This window comes from Variovorax sp. Soil_C_17, assembly GCF_057657265.1.
The window spans coordinates 512785-537729 of sequence record NZ_JBDGIT010000002.1; the positions used below are offsets into that span (position 1 = coordinate 512785).

Sequence of the window (24945 nt, forward strand, 5' to 3'; positions counted from 1 at the left end):
GACTTAATGTTTACGGATGGATATTGCACCTGATGTCACTGTCAGCCAGCCTTCGGCTGTTTTGATGTAGACGTGTTGCACGGTTCCTTCAGCTGTTAAGTCGCTTATTGGCGAACCGGGTTTTATGAATTCGATAAGTTTGGTCATCGAAATTCCCGACGATGACGCATCAATGTAGATATCGCCACGATAACCCTCCGCTGCCATATCTTTCGCGCCGTGTATTACGTTTCTGAGCACGCCGTAGATGGATCGACCCTCCAGTGACTTGAGTTGGACTGGAACACCGTCTAGCCAACCGTCGATACCTGGAAAATTTGAAGTCCGTGGCCCTACGAAGGTTCCTCCTCTAAATTGGACAATATCGGAAGCCTGCCTGAACTCCTTAGGTGACAGGGGGTTTCTTATTACGCTTGGCGCCGATGAAGGTAACCCCAAGACCGGCTCGTACATACCGGTCAGCGGATTTTGCCGCCCGATGAGATTGCCATTGCTGTCCAGCAGCTCCCCATTTCGAATGAGTGTCGGGGGCCGCTTGTCCATCAGCGGCTCCGGACGCGCCATGCTCCTGGCCTGCGCCATCAGATTGGCCGCGACGTTCGCGCCGAAGTACTGGGCCCACTCCGCGTTCTGGTAGGTCGCCAGCCCCATCGCGATCCTGCTCAGGGGCGGCTCCTTGACGATCTCGCTGCGGACCCAATCGGCGGCGGCGTTCAGGTCGCCGGTGGTCAAGGTCGGCGGGACACCGAAGACATTGGCGCTGTAGGCCTCGTAGATTTCGGCAACGCTGAACCTGCCGCCGGAGTCATCCGCCTTGTTCGCCGACCACACCAGGACTTCGCCCCGCGTAGGCAAGTACGAATGCGACGCGGCCTGAAAGTCTGCCCGGATTGCAATGCAGCGTTCGCTGAAGTCCCCCGCGCAAGCATTGAAGGCCGCTGTCGTTTTCAGGTCCTTGGCCTTCAGCAACTGCCATTCATCGACTTCCGCCTCCGAGCACATGCTGGCTTTGCAGAACTGGTGGAGGTACATGAGGCGGGACGCGTCGGCATGATTCAGGTAGTTGTTCGCCGCCGCATTTCCCCCCGCCTGGCTGCCGATGTTGATCTGGCTCGCATCCCCGCCCGTGACCGCCACCGCCAGCCCGCTCACGAGGGCGGCGAACTGCACCGTGTCGTCTCGTCTTCCGTAGGCCTCGGCCGCGAGTTCGCCGATGGCGGCGCCCAGCACCCCCGCGCCGCAGCCGCTCGCGCTGTCCGCTCTCGCCGCGCCCACCATGCACCCCGCGATCGCGTGGGCCACCGTGTTGGCGAAGCCGTCCAGCGCGCCGTCGGCCGTGAGATCGCCGATCGCATTCGCCCCTTGCGCCGCCACCGTGTCCAGCAGCGCCCCCTTGATCCCCTCACCGCCCTGGCCGGCGGGTCCGGTGGCGGTGATGCTGACGTTGGCGCCGCCGAGGGTGGTGCGCGCAAGGCTGGTGGTCTCGGCATTGAGCATGTCGGCGCTCTTGGCGCCCAGCCCGTGCCCCAGGTCGTGCAGGCCCAGGGCACCGAAGTCGCCACCGCGCTGGCGCTGCTCGCCGCCGACCCGGCTGCGGTCGGTGGCCGCGGCGATGTTCACGCTGCCGCCTTCGATGGCGAGGTCCTGGGCGGCCGAGACCTGCACGCCCTGCAGGTTCACCGCGCCGCCGCCGCGCAGCACGACGCCGCCCTGGCTGCTGGTGTCGACGGTCCCTGCGCTCGCCAGCTGCAGGCTCTGCGCTTCGAGGGTGCCGCCCGCATTGCCCAGCGTGCCCGGTGTGGCGATCTTCAGGTCCCCGCCGCTGGCGATGCGGCCGCTGTTGGCCAGGCTCTGGGCCGCGAGCTCGGCCCGCCGCGCGGCCTGCATCGTCCCGATGTTCTCCAGCCGCCCGGCCGCGGTCACGACCAGTTCGCCGACCCCGCCCAGCGGCCCCGAGCCATCCGCGGCCATGATCGTGCCGGCATTGCGCGCACCGACGCCGTGCTCCGTGCCGATGAGCGTGATCTTGCCGGCGTACATGCCCCCGAGCAGCGAGGAATCCAGTGCGAAGACGGGCGCGCTGCCGCTGCCGGTGGCCGGGCTGATCTGCCCTTGATCGGCCGAGACCTGGTTGGCCCCGGTCACCACCTTGAGCTCGCTGGCCCAAAGGCCCGCGTTGACCTTGATGGCGCGCGCCAGGATGGCCGCGTAGTCGGTGCTCCTGGCATCGAGGCCGGCGCCCTCGATGCTGACGGTGCCGCCGCGCACCACGTAGCCGTCCAGCCCGCCGGCGGCATCGAGCTGCGGGGTGCCGGTGGTGAGCGTGGCCCGGCTGGCGTTGACGAAGGTTCCGCCATCGACGGCGATGCCCGCCGGGTTGGCCACGATGACCTCGGCGCGCTGCCCGCCCACCTCGATGGCCCCGCGCAGCTGCGTGGGGTTGCCGCTCACGATCTCGTTGAGGATGATCCGCGCCGGCCCGGTCGCCAGATAAGGATTGGCCTGCACCCAGCCGCCCAATTGCGTCTGCACATTGCTGCGGCTGTTGTTGAGGATGACGCCGCGGGATTGGACGTCGAACTGCTGGTAGAGGTTGCGCGAGACGCCTGCGGCCGAGGGGGTCTGGATGTTGACCAGCGGCACGCCGTTGGGCGCGACCAGCACGGTGGGCCGCAGGCCCGGCGCCACGCCCGGCGCGCCCACGATCTGCGCTTGGCCGGGCAGCGCCACCAGCACGCCGAAAAGAGCGCCCGCCGCGATCGCGGGCGTTGTGCCGGTGGCTTGCCTGCGCTCCTGGCGGTTTCCTGCACCACCACGCGCAGACCGCGCGCAGCATTGAAGACGACCCTGTGAAGATGCTTGTTCAACTCTTTTGCCTCCCAACAATCCGGGGAGGCCAACCCAACGCTTCAGCGCTGCGGCCCACTCCCGTCGAGGGGCCGGATTCTGGGGCCGATCAGCCCAGATCAAATCTCGTCTTTTGTCGCTGAAATGTTTCCGGACTCACCGTTTCCGGCGCAGCGCGGTGCAGGCTGCGAGCGCTCTCAGAGCTACAAGACCTCAGACTCGCGCTTTTTCGCAGAGAACAAATGTTTCCCCGGTCAGCAGCGAATGAGCTGTCCCAGCTTCGGCCGCGAGCTCCTGCGCCGACGCGACCTCGACCGGCGCGAGCTCGAAGCGCTGCAGGAAGCCTTCGAGGCCCTGCACTTCGATGGACCAGGCGAAGGGTTCGCGGCGCCGCGCCAGCCACCATTCGACCCAGCGGCTGCGCGGGCGAAAGCCGGTGCTGCCGTCGGGCCACTTCGACATGAAGCTGAACACCATCCGGGTCGACGGCGCACGCAGCGCCGCGAGTGCCTGAAACAGCCGGTCGATTCGAGTCCCGCCGTGTCATGCGGCTCCACCGGCCTGCGTGCCGGCGAGAAAATCGGCGTAGCTCGGGTGTAGTTGCTGAGCTGCAGGGTGTCCGACCCGTAGAGCTGGCCGATACCGACAGCGATGCCGGCCCCGCTTTTTCAGATCAGATTGCGCATCGCCTGCGCCGTCTCGCGCAGCAGGGGCAGTACGCGGGCGACCGCATCGTCGCTGCTTTCGTGGCCCATCGGCATGGTGATGTTGAGCGCGCCCACCAGCTCGCCGTGCCGGTCGCGCAGCGGCACCGCGATGCCGCGCGAGTTGAGGTCCAGCTGTTGCTCCGACAGCGCCCAGCCCTGCGCGCGGATGCGCGCCAGTTCCAGCTTCATGCGCTCCTTGCTCGCGATGGTGTGCGAGGTGAAGACGGTGAGCTCGTGCGTGGCCAGCCAGTGGCTGCGCTCCTCGTCGCTGCGCATCGCCAGCATCAGCATGCCCGAGGCCGTGACCTGCGCCGGCACGCGTGCGCCCAGCACATAGCCCGTGCTCATGCTGCGGTTGGGGCCGTTGCGCGCGATGTAGACCACCTCGTCGCCATCCATCACGCTGAGGTAGGCGATCTCGTGCGTGCCGGCAGCCACGCGCTGCAGAAAGGGCTGCACGATGCGCGGCAGCCGCGCCGACTCCAGGTACGACTGACCCAGGCGCAGCACCCGCGGCGTCAGCCAGAAGAGCTTGCCGTCGCCCGCCACGTAGCCCATGTGCTGCAGCGTCAGCAGGTAGCGCCGGGCCGCGGTGCGGGTCATGCCGGTGCGCTGGCCGGCCTCGCTGGCGGTCATGCGCGGGTGGGCATCGTCGAAGGCCTCGATGACCGACACGCCGCGCTCCAGGCCGGCGATCCAGTCGCGCTTGTCGAGTCCGGGCGGGGCAGGGGAGGCGTCGATGGTCATTGGGGATAAACCCTGGGTTCGTTCGATTATCGATCGCGTTCGAGCGATGAGCGCGCTATTCTGCGGCTTTCCTCTTGGGTCGCGCAAGCCGGCGTCCTACATTAGCGGCGCTCCCCGGCAATCTGCGCGATAGCCGAACAATACCGAGCGAGACAACCACCATGTTTCCCTTCATCGCAGGCAGCACCGACCTCTACCTGATCCCGGGCGATCCGGTGACCAACGTCCGCCTGCCGCGCATGTTCAACGCCGTCTTCGAGCGCTTCGGCATCGACGCGGTGATGGCGCCGGCACACGTGGCGACGCGCGACTTCGCGGTCTTCGTCAAGGCAGCCTTCCTGGCGAAGAATGTGCGCGGCATGGTGATCGCGCCGCCGCACAAGCCGCTGGCGGTGGACCTGCTCGACGGCGCCGGTCTGTTCGGCCGGGTGGCCGGTTCGGTCAACGTGGTCAAGCGCATCGCCAACGGCGAGCTCGAAGGCGACCTGTTCGACGGCGAAGGCCTGCTGGGTGCGCTGGACCACTACAACATCCCCTTCCGCGGCAAGCGCGTGCTGATCCTGGGCGCCGGCGTCAGCGCGGCAGCGGCCGGCGTGGCGCTGGCCGAGGGCGGCACGGTCAATGGTGCGGAGCACATCGCGTTTCATGACATCTCGGCCGGCAAGGCGGCCGGCGTCGCGGCCAAGCTCGATGCCTTCTTCGACGCCACCACCGTGGCGGTCGACAGCAGCGACCCGGCCGGCTATGACCTGGTCGTCAACGCCACGCCGCTCGGCCTGAAGGAGGGCGATGCCCTGCCGGTCGACGTGGCGCGCATGGAGCCGCACGCGGCGCTGTTCGACATCCTGCTGCGCAACCAGCCCACGCCGCTGGTGCAGGCGGCCCGCGCGCGCGGGCTCAATGCCCAGGCCGGGTTCGAGATGCTGATCCAGCAGATGCCGTACTACCTCGACTTCTTCGGCCACACGGCCGCGGCGCATGGCGTGCGCGAGGACGCGCGCTTCTTGCGCGAGCTGATCTATCCCCAGGCGATGGCGGCGGAGATCGACGCGCCGCTGCGCTACCACTCCGACAGCGTCGCTTGACCCGGCACGCATCGCACGCACCATGGCCATCTCGCTCGACCGCTTCGGCTTCAACACCGTCACCATGGGGGGCGATCTCGGCCACAAGCTCGAATGCATGAAGGCGGCGGGCTTCGCGGGCGTCGAGCTGTGGGCGCGCGACCTGATCGCCCATCCGGCCGGCGTCGAGAAGGCGGCCGAGCTCGTGAAGTCCAGCGGCCTGAAGGTGACCGACTTCCAGCCGCTGCGCGACTTCGAATGCGCGCCCGACGCCATGCGTCCGCACCGGCTCGAGATGGCGCGCGAGCAGCTGCGCCAGATGGCGCTGGTCGGCACCGACCTGCTGCTGGTGTGCTCCACCACCTCGCCGCTGGCCATCGACGACCCCGAGCGCGCGGCAGAAGACCTGCGCACCCTGGCCACGCTGGCCACGCCGCTGGGCATTCGCATCTGCTACGAGGCGCTGTCCTGGGGCCGGCACGTGAACCGCTGGCACCAGGCCTGGGACATCGTGCGCCGCTGCAACCGGCAGAACGTCGGCCTCAACCTCGACAGCTTCCACATGTCGGTGCATGGCGACGACACGCCCGAGACGCTGGCGCAGCTGGCCGAGGTGCCGGTGGAGAAGATCTTCCTGGTGCAACTGGCCGACTACTTCTTCGAGTACAGCGACCGGCAGGCCGACATGATCGAACTCGCGCGCCACCAGCGCCTGTTCCCCGGCGAAGGGCTGCACGATGTGCGCGACCTGGTGCAGCTGCTGGAGCAGAAGGGCTACCGCGGCCACTACACCTTCGAGGTGTTCAACGACGACTACGTGAACTCCGACCCGATGGTGATCGGCCAGCGTGGCATGAAGAGCGCGCGCTGGATCAGCGAATCGGTCATCGGCGCATAGAAGACAAGACGGCAACAGGAGACAAGCAATGACAAGAATCTTCTCGTGGTACTGCCGCGGGCTCGAGGGCCTGATGGCGCTGATGCTCGCCATCATGGTCGTGATGGTGTTCGGCAACGTGGTGCTGCGCTATGGCTTCAACTCGGGCATCACGGTGTCGGAGGAAGTGTCGCGCTGGCTCTTCGTCTGGATGACCTTCCTGGGTGCCATCGTCGCGGTGCGCGAGCATGGCCACCTGGGCACCGACATGCTGATCGCCAAGCTGCCGACCTGGGGCAAGAAGCTGTGCCTGGTGGTGGCGCATGTGCTGATGCTCTTTGCCTCTTACCTGCTGCTCACCGGCAGCTGGCAGCAGACGCTGATCAACTGGGACGTGAGCGCGCCCACCACGGGTGCCTCGGTCGCCATCTTCTACGTCGTCGGCGTGGTGTTCGGCGTCTCGGCCATCGTGTTCCTGCTGTACGACCTGTGGCGTGCGCTGAGCGGCCAGCTGAGCGACGCCGAACTCGTGATGGTCCACGAGTCGGAAGAGCAGGGCGACATCGACAGGATCAACGCCGAGCTGGCCCGCCGCGATGCCGAAGAAGCAGCCCAGCGCCGCACCGACAAGCCCACGAACGGACGCTGACATGACGATCGCCATCTTCCTCGGTGCCCTGCTGGGCGCCATGGCCATCGGCGTGCCGATCGCCTACTCGCTGCTCTTGTGCGGCGTCGCGCTGATGTGGCACCTGGACCTGTTCGACGCGCAGATCCTGGCGCAGAACGTGATCAACGGTGCCGACAGCTTCCCGCTGCTGGCCGTGCCTTTCTTCATGCTGGCCGGCGAGGCCATGAACCAGGGCGGGCTGTCGCGGCGCATCGTGAACCTCGCGCTGGCGGTGGTGGGGCATGTGCGCGGCGGTCTCGGCTACGTCGCGATCGTGGCGGCCTGCATCCTGTCGGCGCTGTCGGGCTCCGCGGTGGCCGATGCGGCCGCGCTGTCGGCGCTGCTGATTCCGATGATGGTCTCGGCCGGCCACGACAAGGCGCGATCCGGCGGCCTGATCGCGGCTTCCGGCGTGATCGGCCCGATCATTCCGCCCTCGATCGGCTTCGTGATCTTCGGCGTGGCGGCCAACGTGTCGATCTCCAAGCTGTTCCTGGCGGGCATCTTTCCCGGCATCCTGATCGGCGCCTCGCTCTGGTTCACCTGGTGGTGGCTGGTGCGCAGGGAAACGATCCAGCCTCCGCCGCGCAAGTCCAAGGGCGAGGTGCTCAAGGCGCTACGCGACTCCTTCTGGGCGCTGCTGCTGCCCTTCATCATCCTGGTTGGGCTGCGCTTCGGCATCTTCACGCCAACCGAGGCGGCCGTGGTCGCGGCGGTGTATGCGATCTTCGTCGCCACCGTGGTCTATCGCGAGCTCAAGCCCTCGCAGTTCTACGGCATGTTCGTCTCCGCCGCCAAGACCAGCGCGATCGTGATGTTCCTGGTGGCGGCCGCCATGGTGTCCGCTTGGCTCATCACCGTGGCCGACCTGCCGAGCAAGCTGGTGGCGCTGCTGCAGCCGCTGATCGCCAGCCCGATGCTGCTGATGTTCGTCATCATGCTGCTGGTGATCGCGGTGGGGACGGCCATGGACATGACGCCCACCATCCTGATCCTCACGCCGGTGCTGATGCCGGTGATCAAGGCCGCCGGCATCGACCCGATCTACTTCGGCGTGCTGTTCATCATCAACAACTCGATCGGCCTCATCACGCCGCCGGTGGGCACGGTGCTCAACGTGGTGGCCGGGGTGGGGCGCATGAAGATGGACGAAGTCACTCGCGGCGTGCTGCCCTTCGCCATTGCCGAGTTCGCCATGATGTTCCTCATGGTGCTGTTCCCCCAGCTCGTCATCTGGCCGGCGCGCCTGCTCAGCGGCTGAAGAATTCTTTGCTTCCCGATTAACCCAAGGAGACTCACGTCATGAAAAACATCTTTCACAACACCTTGATCGCCGTGGCCGCCGCGGTCGCCATGGGCGGTGCCGCCGCCCAGGTGAAGGAGCGCACGCTCAAGTTCGCCTTCCAGAACCAGACCGGCCACCCCCAGGCGCAGGGTGCGCAGAAGTTCGCCGACCTGGTGGCGGAGAAGTCGGGCAAGAAGATCACGGTCAAGCTGTTCCCCGGCGGCACGCTGGGCGGCGACCTGCAGACCGTGTCTGCGCTGCAGGGCGGCACCATCGAGATCACGGTGCTCAACGCCGGCATCCTCACGGCGCAGGTGAAGGAGTTCGCGGCCTATGACTTCCCCTTCCTCTTCAACAGCGCGCAGGAGGCCGATGCCGTGACCGACGGCGCCTTCGGCAAGAAGCTGCTCGCCAAGCTCGACGAGAAAAACCTGCACGGCCTGGGCTACTGGGACCTGGGCTTCCGCAACCTGACCAACAGCAAGCGCCCGATCGCCAAGGCGGAGGACATCGCCGGCCTCAAGATCCGCGTGATCCAGTCGCCGATCTACATCGACCTCTTCAACACGCTGGGCGCCAACGCCACGCCGATGCCCTTCCCGGAGCTGTACTCGGCACTGGACCAGAAGGCGGTCGACGGCCAGGAGAACCCCAACACCGTGATCGCGTCCTCGAAGTTCGCCGAGGTGCAAAAGCACATCACGCAGACCCGCCACATCTACAACCCGCAGGCGCTGATCATCAGCAAGAAGGCCTGGGACGGCATGAGCGCCGAAGAAAAGAAGATCATCGAGGACTCGGCGGCCGAAGCCACGAAGTTCCAGCGCGAGGCCTCGCGCGCGGCGGCCGACACGGCGCTCGAATCGCTCAAGAAGGCGGGCATGACCGTCACCGAGCTGCCGCCGGCCGAAATGGCCAAGCTGCGCGACAAGGTCAAGCCCGTGATCGACAAGTACACCGCCTCGGTCGGCGAGGCGACGGTGAAGGAATTGATGGCCGAAGTGGCTAAAGTGCGCAAGTAGGCCCGGGCGTCGGGCCTGAAGGAGAGCGCCATGGGGAAGCTGCGTCTCGCGATCGCCGGCGCCGGCCTGATCGGCCGGGCTCACTGGAAGCGCATGCTGGCGAGCAGCGCCTGCGAGCTGGCGGCCTTCGCCGATCCTTTCCCCAGCACGGCCGCGCTGGCTGCCGAAGCCGGCGTGCCCCTGTACCCGACGCTCGAGGCGATGCTGGCCGACGAACGGCCCGACGGCGTGATCCTGGCCACGCCCAACGCGCTGCACGTGTCGGGCGCGCGCGCCTGCATCGAGGCCGGCGTGCCGGCGCTGGTCGAGAAGCCGGTGGGCGGCACGCTGGACGAGTCCAGGCAGCTGGCCGAGGCGGCCGAAGCAGCCGGCGTGCCGATCCTGGTCGGCCACCACCGGCGCCACAGCGGCATCCTGGAAGCCGCCTGCGACACCATCGCCAGCGGCCGCCTGGGCCGGCTGGTGGCGGTGACCGCCAGCGCGACCTTCCACAAGCCCGACGACTACTTCGACGCCGACTGGCGCCGGCGCCAGGGCGGCGGCCCGATCCTGATCAACCTGGTCCACGAGATCGACAACCTGCGCGCGCTGGTGGGCGAGATCGTCGAGGTGCAGGCCTTCGGCTCGCACGCCGTGCGCGGCTTCGAGGTCGAGGACACGGTCGCCGTCAACCTGCGCTTCGCCAACGGCGCGCTCGGCACCTTCATGCTGTCGGACGCGGCGGCGAGCCCCCGCAGCTGGGAGCAGAACTCGGGCGAGAACGCCGCCTTCGAGCAGCACCCCGACCAGGACTGTTACGTGATCGCCGGCACGCGCGGCTCGCTGCAGGTGCCCACGATGCAGCTGTACGAGTACCTGGGCCCGGCCTCGTGGCAAAACCCGCTGGTGAAGAGCCGGATCGAGATCCGCGAGACCGATCCGTTGACGCACCAGCTCGAACATTTCTGCGCCGTCGTGCGGCGCGAGGTGCCGCCGCGCGTCACGGTGCGCGACGCCATTCGCACGCTCGCCGTCACGCTGGCCGTCGAAGAAGCGGCACGAACAGGCCTTCGGGTCCCCATCCCATCATGACCACCATTTCAGGCAAGACCACCCTCATCGCGCACATCGGCTATCCGACCGAGAGCTTCAAGGCGCCCATGATCTACAACCCCTGGTTCGAAGCGCACGGCATCGATGCGCTCGTCGTGCCGATGGGCGTCAAGCCCGAAGATTTCGAGGCCTTCTTTCCCCTGGTGTTCCGCATGAGCAACATCCGCGGCGCGCTGGTGACCATGCCCCACAAGGTCACCACGATGGCGCTGGTCGACGAGCTCACGCCCGCTGCAAGGATCGCCGGCGCCTGCAACGCGGTGCGCAAGGAGGCCGACGGCCGGCTGATCGGCGACCAGTTCGACGGCGCCGGCTTCGTGCGCGGCGTGCAGCGCAAGGGCTGCAAGCTGGAAGGCGCGCGCGTGCTGGTCTCGGGCAGCGGCGGCGTGGGCTCGGCCATCGCCGCCTCGCTGGCCGCGGCCGGCGTGGCCGAGCTCTCGCTCTTCGACACGCGGGCCGAATCGGCCGAGGCGCTGGGCGAGCGGTTGAAGGCGCATTACCCCGCACTGCGCGTGACCAGCGGCTCCAAGGACCCGGCCGGCCATGACCTGGTGGTCAACGCCACGCCGCTGGGCATGAAGGCGGACGATCCGCTACCCTTCGACATCGACCGCATCGCGCCCTCGACCTTCGTCGGCGAGGTCGTGATGAAATCCGAATACACGCCGCTGCTGCGTGCCGCCAAGAACAAGGGCTGCGCAGTGCAGGTCGGCACCGACATGCTGTTCGAAATGATCCCCGCCTACCTCGAATTCTTCGGCTACGGCACCGCCACGCCGGACGAGCTGCGAGCGACGGCGCGGGTCGCTTACTGAAGCTTCCCATGAGCATCTTCGAGGGCTTCCTCTCCACTTCCGAAACCCTGGCCGCCTTCAGCGACCACGCCTTCGTGGCCGCCATGCTGCGCTTCGAGTCCGCGCTGGCGAATGCGCAGGCGGCCGAGGGCCTGATTCCCGAATCGGCCGCGCGCTCGATCGTCGGCAGCTGCAAGGTCGAGCTCTTCGACGTCGCCAAGATCGTGCGCGACAGCGGGCGCGCCGGCAGCGTCGCGATCCCGCTGGTCAAGAGCCTCAAGGAGTCGGTCGGCCTCTTCAACGCGGAGGCGGTGCCCTTCGTGCATTTCGGCAGCACCAGCCAGGACGTGATCGACAGTGCAATGGCCCTGGTCACGCGGGAAGCCGTGGCACTGGTCGAGGCCGACCTGCGCAAGGCCGCGCAGGCGCTGCTGGCGCATGCGAAGCAGCACGCCGCCACGCCGATCCTCGCGCGCACGCTGATGCAGCCGGCCTCGGTGACCAGCTTCGGCCTCAAGTGCGCCGGCTGGGCCGCGCCGCTGGTGCGCAGCCGCGCACGGCTGGCCGAGGCGGCGCGCCGCGCGCTGCAGGTGCAGCTCGGCGGCGCCGTCGGCACGCTGGCGCAGATGAAAGGGCAGGGGCCCGCCGTGCGCCGCCGCATGGCACAGGAGCTGGTCCTGGGCGACCCCGGCCAGACCTGGCACACGCAGCGCGACGAATGGGTGGCGCTCGGCTGCGAGCTGGGCCTGATGGTCGGCAGCCTCGGCAAGATCGCCAGGGACATCGCCCTCATGGGCCAGTACGAAGTCGGCGAGGTGGCCGAGCCCAGCGAGCCCGGCCGCGGCGGTTCGTCCGCCATGCCGCACAAGCGCAATCCCGTGGCCTCGATGGTGGCGCTGGCCGCCGCGCAGCGTGCGCCGCAGCGCGTGGCCGCGCTGCTGGCCGCCATGCCGCAGGAGCACGAGCGCGCCCTCGGCGCCTGGCAGGCCGAGCTGGCCGAATGGCCCCAACTGCTGATGAGCGCGCACGGGAGCGTGCGCGCCCTGGCCGCGGCCTTGCCCGGCCTGCAGATCGACGCCGCGCGCATGCGCGGCAACATCGAGCGCCTGCGCGCCGAGCTGCCGGCCGAAGCCGCCGAGGAGTGGTTCGACCCCGCCATGGCCGAGGCCGCTTCCACCATCGCGCTGGCGCAGGTCGATGCCTTGCAGGACCAGCTGAACCAAGGGAACAACGCACGATGACTGCATCCTCCTCCCAACCCGCCGGCGATTACGAGGCCGGCCTTCTCAACCGGCGCCGCATCCTCGGCGATGCCTGGGTCGACAAGTCCCTGGCCAACCGCAACGCCTTCAACAGCGAGTTCCAGGAGCTGATCACGCGTCATGCGTGGAACGACATCTGGGGCCGCCCGGCCTTGGGCGACAAGACGCGCCGCTTCATGGTGCTGTCGATGATGCTGGGCATCCATGCCTACGAGGAATTCGCGATGCACGTGCGCGCCGCGCTCGACGGCCCGCCCGAGTCGCGCCTGTCGCCCGAGGAGATCAAGGAAGTGATCATGATGGCCGCCATCTACTGCGGCGTGCCGGTGGCCAACCATGCCTTCGGCATCGCCACCGCGATCCTTCGCGAGAAGGGCCTGCTCGAGGAACGCAGCAAGGAGGACAAGGCATGACTCGTCTCAACGTGCTGCGCGAGGGCGAGGGCCCGATCGTCGTGCTGAGCCATGCACTGGGCTGCGACCTGCACATGTGGGACGGCGTGGCCGAGGTGCTGGCGCGCGCACATACGGTGCTGCGCTACGACCACCGCAACCACGGCGCGTCGGAGGTGGTGCCCGGGCCGCTGAGCCTGCAGGCGCTGGCCGACGATGCCGCCGCGCTGATCGCGCGCGAGACCGACGGCGAGCCGGTGCATTTCGTCGGGCTCTCGATGGGCGGCATGACGGCGCAGGCACTGGCGCCGAAGCATCCCGAGCTGCTGCGCAGCGTGGTGATCGCGAACTCTTCCGCCTGGTATGCCGATCGCGCGCCCTGGCGCACACGCGTCGAGACGGTGCAGGCGCAGGGCGTGGCGGCCATCGCGCCCGGCGCCGTCGCGCGCTGGCTCACCCCCGCCTACGTGAGCACGCCCGAGGGCGCCGAGACGGCGCGCCGCCTGCACGACACCCTGGTCGGCACCGACGCGGCCGGCTATATCGCCAGCTGCGAGGCCGTGGCTGCCATCGACTTCCGCGAGAGCAATCGCGCCATCCGCACGCCCACGCTGGTGATTGCCGGCAACCAGGACGAGGCCACCCCGCCCGCCATGTCCGAGGCCATGGCGCAGGCCATTCCCGGTGCGAAGCTGGCCCGCATCGATGCCGCGCACCTCAGCGCGGTCGAGCGGCCGGTGGAGTTTGCGCAGTTGCTGATCGACTTCTGGCGCGGGCTCTGAAGCGCTGAGGGGCCATGGAACCCTAGCGCGTTGCGCGTTACTCAGGCAGGAGTACCTCCTTGGCAGGGGGTGCGAACCGTTTCACTGCCGGAGTCACGCTTGTGAGCTTTCATTTCGATCCCCAGTACGTCAGCCAGCGCCTCGGCGAGGTCGGGCCCGATGCCGAGAACCTTTCGGTCATCGTCCAGGACGACGACTCCACCTGGACACTCGCCTTCGAGAGCGACGTCACCGTTCTCATCCTCGCCGAATGGGCCGAGGAGCCTGCCCGCCTGGTCCTGAGTGCCGACATCGGCACGCCGCCGCAAGGCCGCGCCGCCCAGGTTCACAAGACCGCGCTTTCCTACAACACGCTGTGGCGCGACACCGGCGGCGCCCGCATCGGCATGGGCGGCGAGGAGGGGGATCTGCTCCTTGTGCGCGAGCTGGACCCGGAGAGCGTGCAGGGCGGCGAGTTCGCGCGAGTTCTCGAACAATTTGCCGCGGTTGCGCAGTGGTGGGAAGGCTATGTAACCAGCGAAGAAATCGCCATTCCTGCATCGGCGCCGGCCATGGCGCAAATGGCGGCTCGGATTTAAGGAGAAGAACGGTGGGTGAGAAAGTAGGCAACAGCTATTCTCGGCAAAGCTTCGAGAGCTTGGCAGACACTTTCCAGAGTGTTCTGGAATCCGGAGATCGAGATAAGAAGACATATCTCGTTGGAAAAAAAACCAAAGACAAATGCGAAATCGACGGGGTTTTGCGGGACGATATCACGTATCTGTCTCAAAAAAATAAAAAGCACGGCGCGGCGGCTGCAGTGTACCGGCTCAGCGGACGCAGAAAGGCCGATTACGCGGGGGCTCGTCAATTCCTGGGGGAGCTTGTTTCATATGCCCTGGACGAACGAAGCGGCCTGAACAGCGACCAAGAATCGGCGGCAAAGAATATTCAGGACATGCTGTCGAAAAGCAGATCAAAAAGCCGCATCGTGCTGACTGGGACTGACAAGGAGAATATTCAAAAGATTCTCGATGGCGTCAAGATGCGGACCGAACACTCCGCTGTGGCGGTTCAGGAGGATCTTCGTGGCGTCGATCATAAATTGCTGCATTTTCTGGATGATGTTCAAGAAATGCAGCGCGGCCAAAAAGTGGCACCGGCACACGTCCGCAAGCCAGAAAACAAAGAACTGCTGAAGGAAATTGGTCGCGTCAACCATCTGGCAAAGAGTCTCAACGAAAAATTGCCGAGTGCTGGTGACAAGCTGAAGTTCAAGCGCCGGTCTTTCACTGCGATTGCAGGCGCAGGGGGCTCCAAAGCAGAAGAACAGGCGGTTGAGAATCTCCTGGACAAGATTGCCGGCTGGCCTGGGTCCGTTCTGCAGGGGCAGTTGAATCACTTGTTTGAGGGTGCCAAGTCGAACGGCGATGAAAGCTTCAGGCAAGCAAGCAAGAGCATTCTATTGGCTCTGGCCGAACAGCAATCGACGTTGAAGCTGGCACATGATGTGCTGACCAGCGATGAATTTCTAAAGACGGTTGAAGCTGAAGACGATCGAAAAAAGTTGCGAGAACTGGGGCAATCGGCCCAAGCGCTTGTCTCAAAATTCAATGATCACTCCTCGCCTTTCGCGAGGCTGAAAAACCTGGCCTTGGCGGGATATCACTGGCCGGGGGACACCGCCAAGCAGGTTGTTGAAAAGAGGGATGAATTTTTCAAGTCCTTGATTCCGACGGTACCAACTGATATTGCTCCAGGTCCGCTGTCGCCTCCTCCCGACTATCCGGCGCCACCGCTCCCTGGCCAGCCGAACCCTGCCGCTAGCGCGTCAGGCCCACCTGACTATCCGCCGCCGCAGCCTCCTGTCCAGCTGCCGTTGAACAGTGGCTCTTCCACCCTTGGCCAACTGCCTCCCGCCGGGTCGACTTCTGCTCCTGTGAAGAAGAGCATCGTGTCGCTTGCCACCGCCGCGTCATCTACCAACTTGCAATCTCCCGCAAGTTCGGGGAACGGTCCCAATGTGCAGCCGGCTCAGCCGCTTGCGGGCGTACCGCCTGCCATTCACGCGGCAGCGCCGTTCAATGGCCTGCCGCCGGATGATCCGAGTTTGCCAATCGCCGGCACGGCCGGCGTCCAGTCCATTGGGAATGCCTTAGCCGCCGTAGGTGGGGGGGTGAGCCCCAAGTTGCAGCCGGCTCAGCTGTCTACCAGCAACGCCACGCCGCCCAGCGGCCTGGCGCCGGATGGGCCGAGCTTGCCGCTTCCGAAGCCCGCTCCCGGCAAGGTTCTCGTGGCGAAGCGTGTGGCGCAATTCTCAGCACCGACAAACCCAGCGCCGCCGCTGTCACCCGTTGTCAAAGCGTCGACGGATCACGCAGTGCCGTCGGCGAACGTTGCCACTGGAGATGAGAACGCCGAGTTGCTCACTGCTGTGGTCGCGTTTGGCGCTGACAAGGGGGCGAGCCCCAACGTGCAGCCGGTTTTGTCCAATCAGCCGGAGGTTTCCAACCTGCAGTCACCTCCCGAGAACCCGGTTGCCACCATCGTCGCGTCGGGCGACAGCCTGACGCCGTCCAATGGCGTGCCGCCGGCTGATCAGACCTTGTCGCAACCCATCGCTGGCGTGGTGCCGCCGCCTCTTGACTTGCCGCCTGTCGCCGTATGGCCGTCCGGCATGGGGCCACCTGTTGACCTGCCGCCGCCACCCGACCTTCAGCCATCCGTTGCTGTGGCCCTGCCTTCCAATGGCCCGCTGCCACCGCCTCTTGACTTGCCGCCTGTCGCCGTATGGCCGTCTGGCATGGGGCCACCTGTTGACCTGCCGCCGCCACCCGACCTTCAGCCATCCGTTGCTGTGACCCTGCCTTCCAATGGCCCGCTGCCGCCGCCTCTTGACTTGCCGCCTGTCGCCGTATGGTCGTCTGGCATGGGGCCACCTGTTGACCTGCCGCCGCCACCCCAACTTCAGCCTTTCGTCGCTGTGGACGTGCCTTTCACGGGCTCCCTGCCGCTTGCCGATGGATCCGTGATTCCTGGCAACCACCAACCTCCCGCCCCCCCACCACCGCTAATTCCGGGCAATTTGTTGCAGGCTCACAAAGAGCAACTTGACAAAATCTCCGATCGTGAGATCGCGGATGCCGTTGCTGAGATGAACGGCAAGCCACGCGTTCTCTACACCCACCAAAGATCATCTCACCCGGGCTTGGATGCCACTGATAAAAAGGATCTTGGTGGGCAAATTGGCGCTTTCGGAGCAAAGGTGGCTGCAAAAGTTTCAGCTGCTGCGAAAATAATTGAAAAGCGATTAAAGGATTTTGGAGACGGGGGGCGTGCGTCGAATGAAGTCTACATAAAAGAATTTGAGCAACGTCTGATCGACAACGCCACAAGGAACGCTCGGATAACTTTGGCGTTGTCGGATGTTGCGGCAAGCAGCAGTGAGAATAGACTGCTTGCCGCCGAGCAGCAGAAAAAAATAACTCTACTCTATGAGCAAATGCTGGAAGGCGCCACACTCGATCCGAAGAGGGCCGTTGATAAATTTGTTATCGCTGATGGAGGAGGGGCGTTGAAGAATTCTGGGGACCCGTATTTCAGGAGGTTGTCGAATCAATTCAATTTCAACTTGAGAGCTTTTTCGCCAGAGTTGCCCGAGATTGGTGAAAATTTGTCCGCTGAGGATTTGCGCAATAATAAATTGACAAATAGATTCATCGCCACAGGAAAATTGGCGGAGGTTGTCGAAAGTGCGATCCCGAATGTCTTCCGTGAATTTGGTGCTGAAACTCAAAAATTCATTGTCGCCCGTCCTGAATTGGAGTTCTGGATGGTGAAAGGATTCCAGGCCCAAGACATCTTTGCTTTCATGGCGGGAACGGCTGTAAAAAATTCCATGGCCGTGGAAAATCTCTTTCAACGGATGGGGAAGGAGGGGAATTTTCAAAAAGCGGCTGGGGAACTGGTGAAAACCATAAAACGCCAGTTTGATATGCTCATGTTCCTGACGCAATTGCTTACTGACGAAGAATATGTTAAGGTATTTCCAGATGAAATTCGTGCCGCGGTTCGGGAATACGGTAGGTCAATGCAGCAATTGGCTATAGAGATGCTGAATCCTGATGCGCCATTTCTCGCCGTATACCGTTTGACGGAGGCTGCGTTCATTGCTCCAAGTGAGGTCATGCTGAAATTGAATGAGGCCACGGCTCCGTTACCTCCGACTGACTTGCCGGAGCCACTAAACGAAAGTGGAATAGGCGGTTCTGCCCCTCCAAACAAGCCGCAGCCTGCGCTGCCAACCCTTGCAAGTACGGTCAACTAGCATCCAAGTGGCCCGCAGCCGCACGGTTCATGCGCTCCATGCCCGACCGCGTCCTTTCCAGGGCCGCGGCTGCGGTTGCATGATGGAGGCTTCTTGATGCCTCCATCACCCTCATGCCCTCCCACCTCCGCATCGACTTCGTCTCCGACATCTCCTGCCCCTGGTGTGCCGTCGGCCTCGGCGCCCTCGAAGCCGCGCTGAAGCGCGTGGCCCCAGAGATCACCGCCGACCTCCACTTCCAGCCCTTCGAACTCAACCCCCACATGCCGCCCGAAGGCCAGGACGCCTACGAGCACCTGCACGAAAAATACGGCAGCACGCGCGAGCAACAGGCCCAGAACCGCGAGGCGATCCGCGCCCGTGGCGCCGCGGTGGGTTTCGAGTTCCGCAGGGAAGGGCGCTCGCGCATCTACAACACCTTCGACGCGCATCGCCTGCTGCATTGGGCCGCGCTCGAAGACCCGGCCAGGCAGGTCGCGCTCAAGAAGGCGCTGCTCAAGGCCTGCCACACCGATGGCGAGAACCCCTCCGATCCTGAAGTGCTGGTGCGCCTGGCCGGCGAAGCGGGGCTCGATCCGCAGCGCGCACGCGCCATCCTCGACAGCGACGAGTACACCGCCGAAACCCGCGAGCGCGAACGCCTCTACACCGATGCCGGCATCCACTCGGTGCCGGCGATCATCATCGACAACCAGCACCTGATCTCGGGCGGCCAGCCGGTCGAAGTGTTCGAGCGCGCCCTGCGCCAGATCGCAGGCGCCGCGCCGGCGACCACGGCCTTGGCCTGACAGGCTGAGCGAAGGGCTCGCGTCGCTGCAGGAGAATGCCGCACTCCCAAGAACGGCGCCATCGCGCATGCGCCGCAGCCATCGCATGAACCAGCACATCCAGACCCACCAACGTCCGGCACGCACCGAGCGCGAGGTCCGCATCGACCTCGCCGCCGCCTACCGCATGGCCGCGCAGAACGGATGGGACGACACCATCTACACCCACCTGTCGGCCAGCGTGCCCGGCGAGCCGGGCCATTACCTGCTCAACCCCTTTGGCGCGACCTTCGACGAGATCACGGCATCGAGCCTGGTCAAGGTGAATGTGCGCGGGGAAGTGGTCGACGGCTCGGGCGCACCCGTCAATCCCAGCGGCTTCGCGATCCACGGCGCGGTGCATGCGGCGCGGCCGGATGTCGAATGCGTGATCCACCTGCACACGCCCTGGGGCGTGGCCTTGTCGATGCTGCCGGAAGGCCTGCAGCCGACCTCGCAGTACGCCATGCGGCTGCACCGCCGGCTGGGCCGTCATGCCTACGAAGGGCTGGCACTGGGCGCCGACGAGCAGCAGCGGCTGGTGGCGGACCTCGGTGCGCTCGACGGCCTGATCCTCGACAACCACGGCCCCCTGGTCGTCGGCCGCACCGTGGCCGAGGCGTGGATGCTGATGCACCTGCTCGAACGCGCGGCGCAGGCCCAATTGCGCGCCATGGCCGCCACCGGCGGCGCGGTGCGCGTGGTGAGCGAGACGCTCGCCGCGCGCACCTACGGCGAGTGGGTGGGCGATGGCAGCGCGTGGGACGGCGACCTGGAATGGCCGGCTCTCTTGCGGCGGCTGGACCGCAGCGCGCCCGGCTATCGCGATTGACCGATCCGACGATTCAACCTTTCAACAACCACACCGGAGAGACCCCATGCCCACCATTCGCGTCGAGATGTTCGAAGGCCGCACCCTCGAACAGAAGCGCGCGCTCGCGCAGGCACTGACCGACGCCACCGTGCGCACGCTCGGTGGCTCGCCCGAGGCCGTCGACATCCTGTTCTACGACATCGCGAGGCAGGACTGGGCCACCGGCGGCAAGCTCTGGAGCGATCCGGCGCCGCCGCCGGCCGGCTGACGGCGCGGGCCCGCGCGCCGGCGCCGGGGGCACAATGGCTGCCGATGCGCCGCCTTATCGTCCTCTCGATCCTGAGCACCCTCGGCGCCTTGTCCGGCGCGGAGGTGATCCGTTGTGCCGACGCTGCCGGCAACGTGAGCTACACCGACAGCGCCTGCCCGGCGGGCGCCAGTCCGGTGGGGCGCGTCTCGACCCCGCCCCCGGCGCCACCGGGCGAACGAAACGCCGATGCCGGCCGTCCGAGCCTGCCGCCACGCCCGGCAATGGAAGCCGCCGCGCCCGCACCGCAACCGCAGGCGCCTTCCGGCCCGGTCATCATCGACCCCCGCGCCGGTGCCGACCGGCCCACCGATTCACGCCGCAGCGATCGCGGCGACGACTACTCGGTAATCGAAGACGGCTACGGCTACCCCGGCGCCTATCGCCCGCCCCGGCCGCCGCGCGACATGCGCCCGCGCATCCGCAACTGCGACGCCACCGGTTGCAACGACACCCAAGGCAACCACTACGACCGCTCCGGCCAGCTGGACCGCTACCAGAGCCTCGACGGCAAGACCTGCCGGCCGGTGGGCACCACGACGGTCTGCCGCTGAGCGCCTCGGCGCGTCAGCGCTTGTCGAGCATCTCGATCAGCCGCGCCAGCGCCACCGAGGGCGTGCCGCGCCATACCAGGTGCGTGCGGTTCGCGCGCACGCGCTCGGGCAGCACATGCTGGCGCACGTCGGCCGTGGCGCGCAGCGCCTTCAGCACCGACAGCGGCACGATCGCGAAGCCCGTGCCCGCCGCGACGCAGGCGATCATGGCCTGGTAGGAAGAGAACTCCAGCGAGCGCGAGGGCAGCACGCCGCCCTTGCCCAGCCATTGCTCCAGCAGCCTGCGGTAGGAGCAGCCCTGCGCGAAGGCGATGAGCGTGGCGCCGGCCAGGTCGGCCGGGCGCGTGACCGAAGCCACGCTGCGCGCGGTGATCAGCACCAGCTCTTCCTCGAACACCGCCAGCGACTCGAAGCCGGCCGCCGAGAAGGGCTGCGAGACGAAGGCGGCCTCCACCTCGAAGGCCTCCAGCCGCTTGAGCAGCGCACCGGTGGTGCCGCTGACCAGCTCGACCACCACGCCCGGGTAGAGCTTGTGATAGCGCGAGAGCACGGGCGGCAGCCGGCTGCCGGCGGTGCTCTCCAGCGAGCCCAGCCTGAAGGTGCCGGCCGGCACCTCGCTGCGCAGCTCGCTTTCGGCTTCCTCGGCCAGGCGCAGCAGCCGGTCGGCATAGGGCAGCAGCTTGCGCCCCGCCGGCGCCAGCGCCAGCGAGCGGCCCTGGCGCAGGAAGAGCCTGTGGCCCAGCCGCTCCTCCAGCTGCCGGATGCGGGTGGTGACGTTCGATTGCACGCGGTTGAGCTTGCCCGCCGCGCGGATTACGCCGCCTTCGCTTACCACGGTGCGGAAGATCTCCAGGGAGTCGAGGTCGATCGTTCTCATGGTTCTCGAATCGAGAATGGTCGTTCTCGATAATTCATTTGTGGAACTTTCGGATTCTGCGTCCAATGGGCTTCCATGTCGAACCCTTCACTGAGCCTGCCCCGGCCTTCTTACGCGGCGATCTGCCTGGCAGGCCTGATCGCATTGGCCATCGCGATGGGCATCGGCCGCTTCGCCTTCACGCCCATGCTGCCGCTCATGATCCGGGCCGGCAGCGCCGACGTGGCGGCCGGCGGCTGGCTGGCCGCCGCCAACTACGCGGGGTACCTGCTGGGCGCGCTCACCACGGCGCGCCTTCCGCTCGCGCCGCAGCGCGTGGGTTTGCTGGCGCTGGCGCTGATCGTGGCCTCGACCGCCGCCATGGGCTGGACCGCCTCGCTGCCGGCCTGGCTGGTGCTGCGCTTCGTGGCCGGCGTGGCCAGCGCCTGGGCCCTGGTGAGCACGAGTGTCTGGTGCCTGGCCTGGCTCTCGCGCTTCGAGCGGCCCGCCGGGCCGGGCCTGCTGTATGCGGGCGTGGGCACGGGCATTGCGCTGGCGGGTCTTTACTGCTGGCGCGCGGGTGCGGCGGACGTGGCGCCCGATGCGCTGTGGCTGCAGCTCGGCGCCCTGGCGCTCGCGGGCCTGGTGGCGGTGGCGCTGCTGATGCCGCGCCTGACGCCCGGCACGCACAACGCCGCGCCGCCGGCGCTCGCCGCGACCGGGCCGGCGGCGGCAGGCGGCGTGCCCTGGGGCCTGGTGATCTGCTATGGGATGCTCGGCTTCGGCTACATCCTGCCCGCCACCTTCCTGCCGGTGCTGGCGCGCGCGGTGGTCGACGATCCGGCCGTTTTCGGCGCCGCCTGGCCGGTGTTCGGCGCGGCGGCCGCTGCCTCCACGCTCTTCGCGAGCCTCGCGCTGTCGAAGATGGCGCGCCGCCATGTGCTGGCCGGCAGCCATGCCCTGATGGCGCTGGGCTGCCTGCTGCCGGTGCTGCACCTGTCGGCACTCACCGTGCTGCTGGCCGCACTGCTGGTGGGCGGCACCTTCATGGTCGCGACCATGGCCGGCATGCAGGAGGCGAGGGCGCGCAGCCTGGGCGACCCCACCCGCGCGCTGGGCCGCATGACCGCCGCCTTCGCCATCGGCCAGATGGCGGGGCCCATGCTGTCGTCCCTGCTCAGCGGCGGCACGCAGGGCTTCGCCGGCCTCTTCGTCGCGCTGGCGATCGGCGCGCTGGCGCTGGCGGGCAGCGCCTGGTGGCTGGCGCGTGCCGCATGATCCGCACCTCATCTCTTCGCTGAAAGGAAAGCATCCATGTACGAACAAGGCCACACCCGACCCTGGGCCGAGCGCCTGCCGATGCCGGCGGCCGATACCATGTCCGAGGCGCAGCGCAAGGCGGCGCAGACGCTGATCGACGGGCCGCGCAAGGGCGTCTTCGGCCCCTTCATCTCGCTGCTGCAAAGCCCCGTGCTGATGGAACGCATCGGCAGCCTGGGCGAGTACCTGCGTTTCGACAGCGGCCTCGACGCGCGCGTGCGCGAGCTGGTGACCAGCGCGGTCGCGCGCGAGGTCGGCAACCAGTTCGAGTGGCTGCTGCACTCGCAGGCGGCAGTCAAGGCCGGCGTGAGCGCCGAGGCCATCGAGGCACTGCGCCTGGGCCGCCGCGCCGCGCCCCTGGCCGACGATGAGCAGCTCGCTCTGGACTTCGCCCTCGAGCTGCTGCGCCACCATGGCGTGAGCGAGCCGACCTATGCCGCGGCCGAAGCGCGCTTCGGCAAGCAGATCGTGGTGGAGCTCAGCACGCTGGTGGGCTACTTCGTCATGGTGTGCTGGGTGATGAATGTGGCGCACACGCCTGGGAAGGGTGGGGAAGGGCAGGCGGGGCTGGAAGCCTTCCCGCTGTAGTCGGACGGCCCGGCCGGGCCGCGATCGGGGTTTGGTCAGGTTCGCCAAAGGCAGCACGGGCAGGATGGCGCCGCGCCGCGGACAGGGTCTGCGAATCCGACCCTGCCTCTCCGCTGCCCATGCTCGACAAACGCTTCTTCCCCCGCCAGGCCGTCGCCGCCGGCGGCAATCGCTGGGACTGGGCCCTGCTGCCTCTGGTGCTGGCCCTGCTGTTCGCGCTGGCCTGGGGCGGCTCGCAGATGGTCCGCCCCTACGAAATGGGCGATGCGATGCCGATCAGCCTCGCTCCGGGGATGCTGCCGTACTACCTGCTGCGCACCACGCTGCGCATGTTTCTCGCGCTGGCGGCCTCGCTGGTCTTCAGCTGCATCTTCGCCACGCTGGCCGCCAAGTACCGCGCGGCGGAGCGGGTGCTGGTGCCGGTGCTCGACATCCTGCAGTCCATTCCCATCCTCGGCTTCCTGTCGATCACCGTCACCGGCTTCATCGCGCTGTTCCCGGGCAGCCTGCTGGGGGTGGAGTGCGCGGCGATTTTCGCGATCTTCACCTCGCAGGCCTGGAACATGGCCTTCAGCCTGTACCAGTCGCTGCGCACCGTGCCGGCCGAGCTGCGCGAGGCGGCGGCCGTGTTCCAGCTCTCGGGCTGGCAGCGCTTCTGGCGGCTGGAGCTGCCCTTCGCGATGCCGGGCCTGCTGTGGAACATGATGATGTCGATGTCCGGCGGCTGGTTCTTCGTGGTGGCCTCGGAGGCCATCTCGGTGTCCAACCAGAGCATCAAGCTGCCGGGTGTCGGCTCCTACATCGCAATGGCGATCGAGGCGCGTGACCTGGGCGCCATCGGCTGGGCCATCGGCGGCATGCTGGTGGGCATCGTGCTCTACGACCAGCTGTTCTTCCGGCCGCTGATCGCCTGGGCCGACAAGTTCCGCTTCGAAGAGAGCGGCGGCGAGGACGCGCCGCGCTCCTGGCTCCTGACCTGGCTGCGCCGCACCGACCGGCTGCAGCGCATCGGCCTCGGCAGCGCCCGCCTGCTCGAGCGTTCGCTGCTGCTGTTGCGGCTCGACCATGACGGCACCTCGATCAAGGCCCGTCCGCGGCCGCCGCACCGCGCGGCGGAGCGCGTGTGGGACGCCACGCTCGCGGCCGCCGTGCTGCTGGCGGTGGTCTGGCTGGTGCGCTTCATCCACACCGAGGTCGGCTGGGCCGAAGTCGGGCACGTGTTCGTGCTCGGGCTCTACACGCTGGCGCGGGTGCTGGTGCTGATCGCACTGGCGGCGCTGGTGTGGGTGCCCTTCGGCATCCGGGTCGGCATGAATCCGCGCTGGGCCGGGCGGCTGCAGGGCGTGGCGCAGTTCCTGGCCGCCTTCCCGGCCAACCTGATGTTCCCGGTGGCGGTGCTCTTCATCGCGCGCTGGCACCTCGATCCGAACATCTGGCTGGCTCCGCTGATGGTGCTCGGCACGCAGTGGTACCTGCTCTTCAACGTGATCGCCGGCGCTTCGGGCGTGCCGACCGAGCTGCGCCATGCGGCGCGCAACCTCGGGCTCTCGGGCTGGCTGCGCTGGCGGCGCTACCTGCTGCCGGCCGTGTTCCCGAGCTTCGTCACCGGTGCCATCACGGCCAGCGGCGGCTCGTGGAACGCGAGCATCGTGGCCGAGTACGTGAGCTGGGGCGACACCACGCTGCAGGCCGACGGACTGGGCAGCTACATCGCACACATGACGGCCATCGGCGACTTCCCGCGCATCGCGCTGGGCATCGGCGTGATGTGCGTGTTCGTCATGGCCCTGAATCATTTCGTCTGGCGGCGGATCTACGAGCTGGCCGAGAACCGGATGCATTTCTGAACCGAA

General features: G+C 66.9%; 23 protein-coding genes. 19 read left to right on the forward strand and 4 right to left on the reverse strand.

Annotation, left to right across the window (positions count from 1 at the left end; translation table 11 throughout):
- Positions 1–3: 3 nt before the first annotated feature.
- From AC3A6Y_RS11060 to AC3A6Y_RS11070, 3 genes are all read right to left on the reverse strand, one after another.
- Positions 4–2736, reverse strand: coding sequence for a filamentous hemagglutinin N-terminal domain-containing protein (locus AC3A6Y_RS11060; protein WP_487869045.1), 2733 nt, complete (start codon positions 2734–2736; stop codon positions 4–6).
- Positions 2737–3060: 324 nt separating this feature from the next.
- Positions 3061–3309 (reverse strand): hypothetical protein, encoded by a 249-nt coding sequence (locus AC3A6Y_RS11065; RefSeq protein ID WP_487868268.1) that lies wholly within the window; start codon positions 3307–3309, stop codon positions 3061–3063.
- Positions 3310–3515: 206 nt separating this feature from the next.
- Positions 3516–4301, reverse strand: a complete 786-nt coding sequence (locus tag AC3A6Y_RS11070; protein ID WP_487868269.1) for an IclR family transcriptional regulator domain-containing protein — start codon at positions 4299–4301, stop codon at positions 3516–3518.
- A gap of 161 nt (positions 4302–4462) precedes the next feature.
- Here AC3A6Y_RS11070 and AC3A6Y_RS11075 point away from each other — a divergent pair, with 161 nt between their 5' ends.
- From AC3A6Y_RS11075 to AC3A6Y_RS11150, 16 genes are all read left to right on the forward strand, one after another.
- The gene (locus tag AC3A6Y_RS11075; protein WP_487868270.1) at positions 4463–5386 is read left to right on the forward strand and encodes a shikimate dehydrogenase family protein; all 924 of its coding nucleotides are present in this window, start codon (positions 4463–4465) and stop codon (positions 5384–5386) included.
- A 22-nt stretch (positions 5387–5408) separates the two neighbouring features.
- Positions 5409–6263, forward strand: coding sequence for a sugar phosphate isomerase/epimerase family protein (locus AC3A6Y_RS11080; RefSeq protein WP_487868271.1), 855 nt, complete (start codon positions 5409–5411; stop codon positions 6261–6263).
- 28 nt (positions 6264–6291) lie between these two features.
- Positions 6292–6891 (forward strand): TRAP transporter small permease, encoded by a 600-nt coding sequence (locus tag AC3A6Y_RS11085; protein ID WP_487868272.1) that lies wholly within the window; start codon positions 6292–6294, stop codon positions 6889–6891.
- Between the two features lies 1 nt (position 6892).
- Positions 6893–8173, forward strand: a complete 1281-nt coding sequence (locus tag AC3A6Y_RS11090) for a TRAP transporter large permease subunit (RefSeq protein WP_487868273.1) — start codon at positions 6893–6895, stop codon at positions 8171–8173.
- Between the two features lie 41 nt (positions 8174–8214).
- Positions 8215–9219: a TRAP transporter substrate-binding protein gene (locus AC3A6Y_RS11095; RefSeq protein ID WP_487868274.1), complete on the forward strand. Its 1005-nt coding sequence runs from the start codon at positions 8215–8217 to the stop codon at positions 9217–9219.
- A 30-nt stretch (positions 9220–9249) separates the two neighbouring features.
- Positions 9250–10290 (forward strand): Gfo/Idh/MocA family protein, encoded by a 1041-nt coding sequence (locus AC3A6Y_RS11100; protein ID WP_487868275.1) that lies wholly within the window; start codon positions 9250–9252, stop codon positions 10288–10290.
- Complete coding sequence (locus tag AC3A6Y_RS11105) at positions 10287–11126, forward strand: shikimate dehydrogenase family protein (RefSeq protein ID WP_487868276.1); 840 nt, start codon at positions 10287–10289, stop codon at positions 11124–11126. The genes AC3A6Y_RS11100 and AC3A6Y_RS11105 overlap by 4 nt, the downstream gene beginning before the upstream one ends.
- Positions 11127–11134: 8 nt before the next feature.
- Positions 11135–12346, forward strand: coding sequence for a 3-carboxy-cis,cis-muconate cycloisomerase (pcaB, locus tag AC3A6Y_RS11110; protein ID WP_487868277.1), 1212 nt, complete (start codon positions 11135–11137; stop codon positions 12344–12346).
- Positions 12343–12780 (forward strand): carboxymuconolactone decarboxylase family protein, encoded by a 438-nt coding sequence (locus AC3A6Y_RS11115; RefSeq protein WP_487868278.1) that lies wholly within the window; start codon positions 12343–12345, stop codon positions 12778–12780. Before pcaB ends, AC3A6Y_RS11115 begins: the two co-directional genes overlap by 4 nt.
- On the forward strand, positions 12777–13541 hold the full coding sequence (locus AC3A6Y_RS11120; protein WP_487868279.1) for an alpha/beta fold hydrolase: 765 nt from the start codon (positions 12777–12779) through the stop codon (positions 13539–13541). Before AC3A6Y_RS11115 ends, AC3A6Y_RS11120 begins: the two co-directional genes overlap by 4 nt.
- 101 nt (positions 13542–13642) lie before the next feature.
- Positions 13643–14119: a type III secretion system chaperone gene (locus tag AC3A6Y_RS11125; RefSeq protein WP_487868280.1), complete on the forward strand. Its 477-nt coding sequence runs from the start codon at positions 13643–13645 to the stop codon at positions 14117–14119.
- Between the two features lie 11 nt (positions 14120–14130).
- Entirely contained in the window at positions 14131–17847 is a 3717-nt protein-coding gene (locus AC3A6Y_RS11130; RefSeq protein WP_487868281.1) for a hypothetical protein, read from the forward strand.
- A 113-nt stretch (positions 17848–17960) separates the two neighbouring features.
- On the forward strand, positions 17961–18635 hold the full coding sequence (locus tag AC3A6Y_RS11135) for a DsbA family oxidoreductase (RefSeq protein WP_487868282.1): 675 nt from the start codon (positions 17961–17963) through the stop codon (positions 18633–18635).
- Positions 18636–18702: 67 nt separating this feature from the next.
- Positions 18703–19485, forward strand: coding sequence for a class II aldolase/adducin family protein (locus AC3A6Y_RS11140; RefSeq protein WP_487868283.1), 783 nt, complete (start codon positions 18703–18705; stop codon positions 19483–19485).
- Positions 19403–19735 carry a 4-oxalocrotonate tautomerase gene (locus tag AC3A6Y_RS11145; RefSeq protein ID WP_487868284.1) on the forward strand — a complete coding sequence of 111 codons (333 nt, stop codon included), beginning with the start codon at positions 19403–19405 and terminating at the stop codon, positions 19733–19735. The genes AC3A6Y_RS11140 and AC3A6Y_RS11145 overlap by 83 nt, the downstream gene beginning before the upstream one ends.
- A 44-nt stretch (positions 19736–19779) precedes the next feature.
- Positions 19780–20328, forward strand: a complete 549-nt coding sequence (locus AC3A6Y_RS11150) for a DUF4124 domain-containing protein (RefSeq protein ID WP_487868285.1) — start codon at positions 19780–19782, stop codon at positions 20326–20328.
- Positions 20329–20341: 13 nt separating this feature from the next.
- Here AC3A6Y_RS11150 and AC3A6Y_RS11155 read toward each other — a convergent pair whose 3' ends face one another.
- Complete coding sequence (locus AC3A6Y_RS11155; RefSeq protein WP_487868286.1) at positions 20342–21205, reverse strand: LysR family transcriptional regulator; 864 nt, start codon at positions 21203–21205, stop codon at positions 20342–20344.
- 75 nt (positions 21206–21280) lie between these two features.
- Between AC3A6Y_RS11155 and AC3A6Y_RS11160 the strand changes: the two genes are divergently transcribed.
- From AC3A6Y_RS11160 to AC3A6Y_RS11170, 3 genes are all read left to right on the forward strand, one after another.
- The gene (locus AC3A6Y_RS11160; RefSeq protein WP_487868287.1) at positions 21281–22462 is read left to right on the forward strand and encodes a YbfB/YjiJ family MFS transporter; all 1182 of its coding nucleotides are present in this window, start codon (positions 21281–21283) and stop codon (positions 22460–22462) included.
- Between the two features lie 36 nt (positions 22463–22498).
- A complete protein-coding gene (locus AC3A6Y_RS11165) occupies positions 22499–23092 on the forward strand; it encodes a carboxymuconolactone decarboxylase family protein (RefSeq protein WP_487868288.1) in 594 nt (197 codons plus the stop codon).
- A gap of 119 nt (positions 23093–23211) precedes the next feature.
- The gene (locus AC3A6Y_RS11170; RefSeq protein ID WP_487868289.1) at positions 23212–24939 is read left to right on the forward strand and encodes an ABC transporter permease; all 1728 of its coding nucleotides are present in this window, start codon (positions 23212–23214) and stop codon (positions 24937–24939) included.
- Positions 24940–24945 lie beyond the last annotated feature (6 nt).

Bases quoted from the DNA above. Each gene is read 5' to 3' on its own strand.
- AC3A6Y_RS11070 (WP_487868269.1), bottom strand. From the start codon at position 4,301: ATGACCATCGACGCCTCCCCTGCCCCGCCCGGACTCGACAAGCGCGAC.
- AC3A6Y_RS11160 (WP_487868287.1), top strand. From the start codon at position 21,281: ATGTCGAACCCTTCACTGAGCCTGCCCCGGCCTTCTTACGCGGCGATC.
- AC3A6Y_RS11065 (WP_487868268.1), bottom strand. From the start codon at position 3,309: ATGTCGAAGTGGCCCGACGGCAGCACCGGCTTTCGCCCGCGCAGCCGC.
- AC3A6Y_RS11100 (WP_487868275.1), top strand. From the start codon at position 9,250: ATGGGGAAGCTGCGTCTCGCGATCGCCGGCGCCGGCCTGATCGGCCGG.
- AC3A6Y_RS11140 (WP_487868283.1), top strand. From the start codon at position 18,703: ATGCGCCGCAGCCATCGCATGAACCAGCACATCCAGACCCACCAACGT.
- AC3A6Y_RS11170 (WP_487868289.1), top strand. From the start codon at position 23,212: ATGCTCGACAAACGCTTCTTCCCCCGCCAGGCCGTCGCCGCCGGCGGC.
- AC3A6Y_RS11085 (WP_487868272.1), top strand. From the start codon at position 6,292: ATGACAAGAATCTTCTCGTGGTACTGCCGCGGGCTCGAGGGCCTGATG.
- AC3A6Y_RS11165 (WP_487868288.1), top strand. From the start codon at position 22,499: ATGTACGAACAAGGCCACACCCGACCCTGGGCCGAGCGCCTGCCGATG.
- AC3A6Y_RS11080 (WP_487868271.1), top strand. From the start codon at position 5,409: ATGGCCATCTCGCTCGACCGCTTCGGCTTCAACACCGTCACCATGGGG.
- AC3A6Y_RS11120 (WP_487868279.1), top strand. From the start codon at position 12,777: ATGACTCGTCTCAACGTGCTGCGCGAGGGCGAGGGCCCGATCGTCGTG.
- pcaB (WP_487868277.1), top strand. From the start codon at position 11,135: ATGAGCATCTTCGAGGGCTTCCTCTCCACTTCCGAAACCCTGGCCGCC.
- AC3A6Y_RS11135 (WP_487868282.1), top strand. From the start codon at position 17,961: ATGCCCTCCCACCTCCGCATCGACTTCGTCTCCGACATCTCCTGCCCC.
- AC3A6Y_RS11095 (WP_487868274.1), top strand. From the start codon at position 8,215: ATGAAAAACATCTTTCACAACACCTTGATCGCCGTGGCCGCCGCGGTC.
- AC3A6Y_RS11105 (WP_487868276.1), top strand. From the start codon at position 10,287: ATGACCACCATTTCAGGCAAGACCACCCTCATCGCGCACATCGGCTAT.
- AC3A6Y_RS11145 (WP_487868284.1), top strand. From the start codon at position 19,403: ATGGCAGCGCGTGGGACGGCGACCTGGAATGGCCGGCTCTCTTGCGGC.
- AC3A6Y_RS11075 (WP_487868270.1), top strand. From the start codon at position 4,463: ATGTTTCCCTTCATCGCAGGCAGCACCGACCTCTACCTGATCCCGGGC.
- AC3A6Y_RS11155 (WP_487868286.1), bottom strand. From the start codon at position 21,205: ATGAGAACGATCGACCTCGACTCCCTGGAGATCTTCCGCACCGTGGTA.
- AC3A6Y_RS11090 (WP_487868273.1), top strand. From the start codon at position 6,893: ATGACGATCGCCATCTTCCTCGGTGCCCTGCTGGGCGCCATGGCCATC.
- AC3A6Y_RS11115 (WP_487868278.1), top strand. From the start codon at position 12,343: ATGACTGCATCCTCCTCCCAACCCGCCGGCGATTACGAGGCCGGCCTT.
- AC3A6Y_RS11150 (WP_487868285.1), top strand. From the start codon at position 19,780: ATGCGCCGCCTTATCGTCCTCTCGATCCTGAGCACCCTCGGCGCCTTG.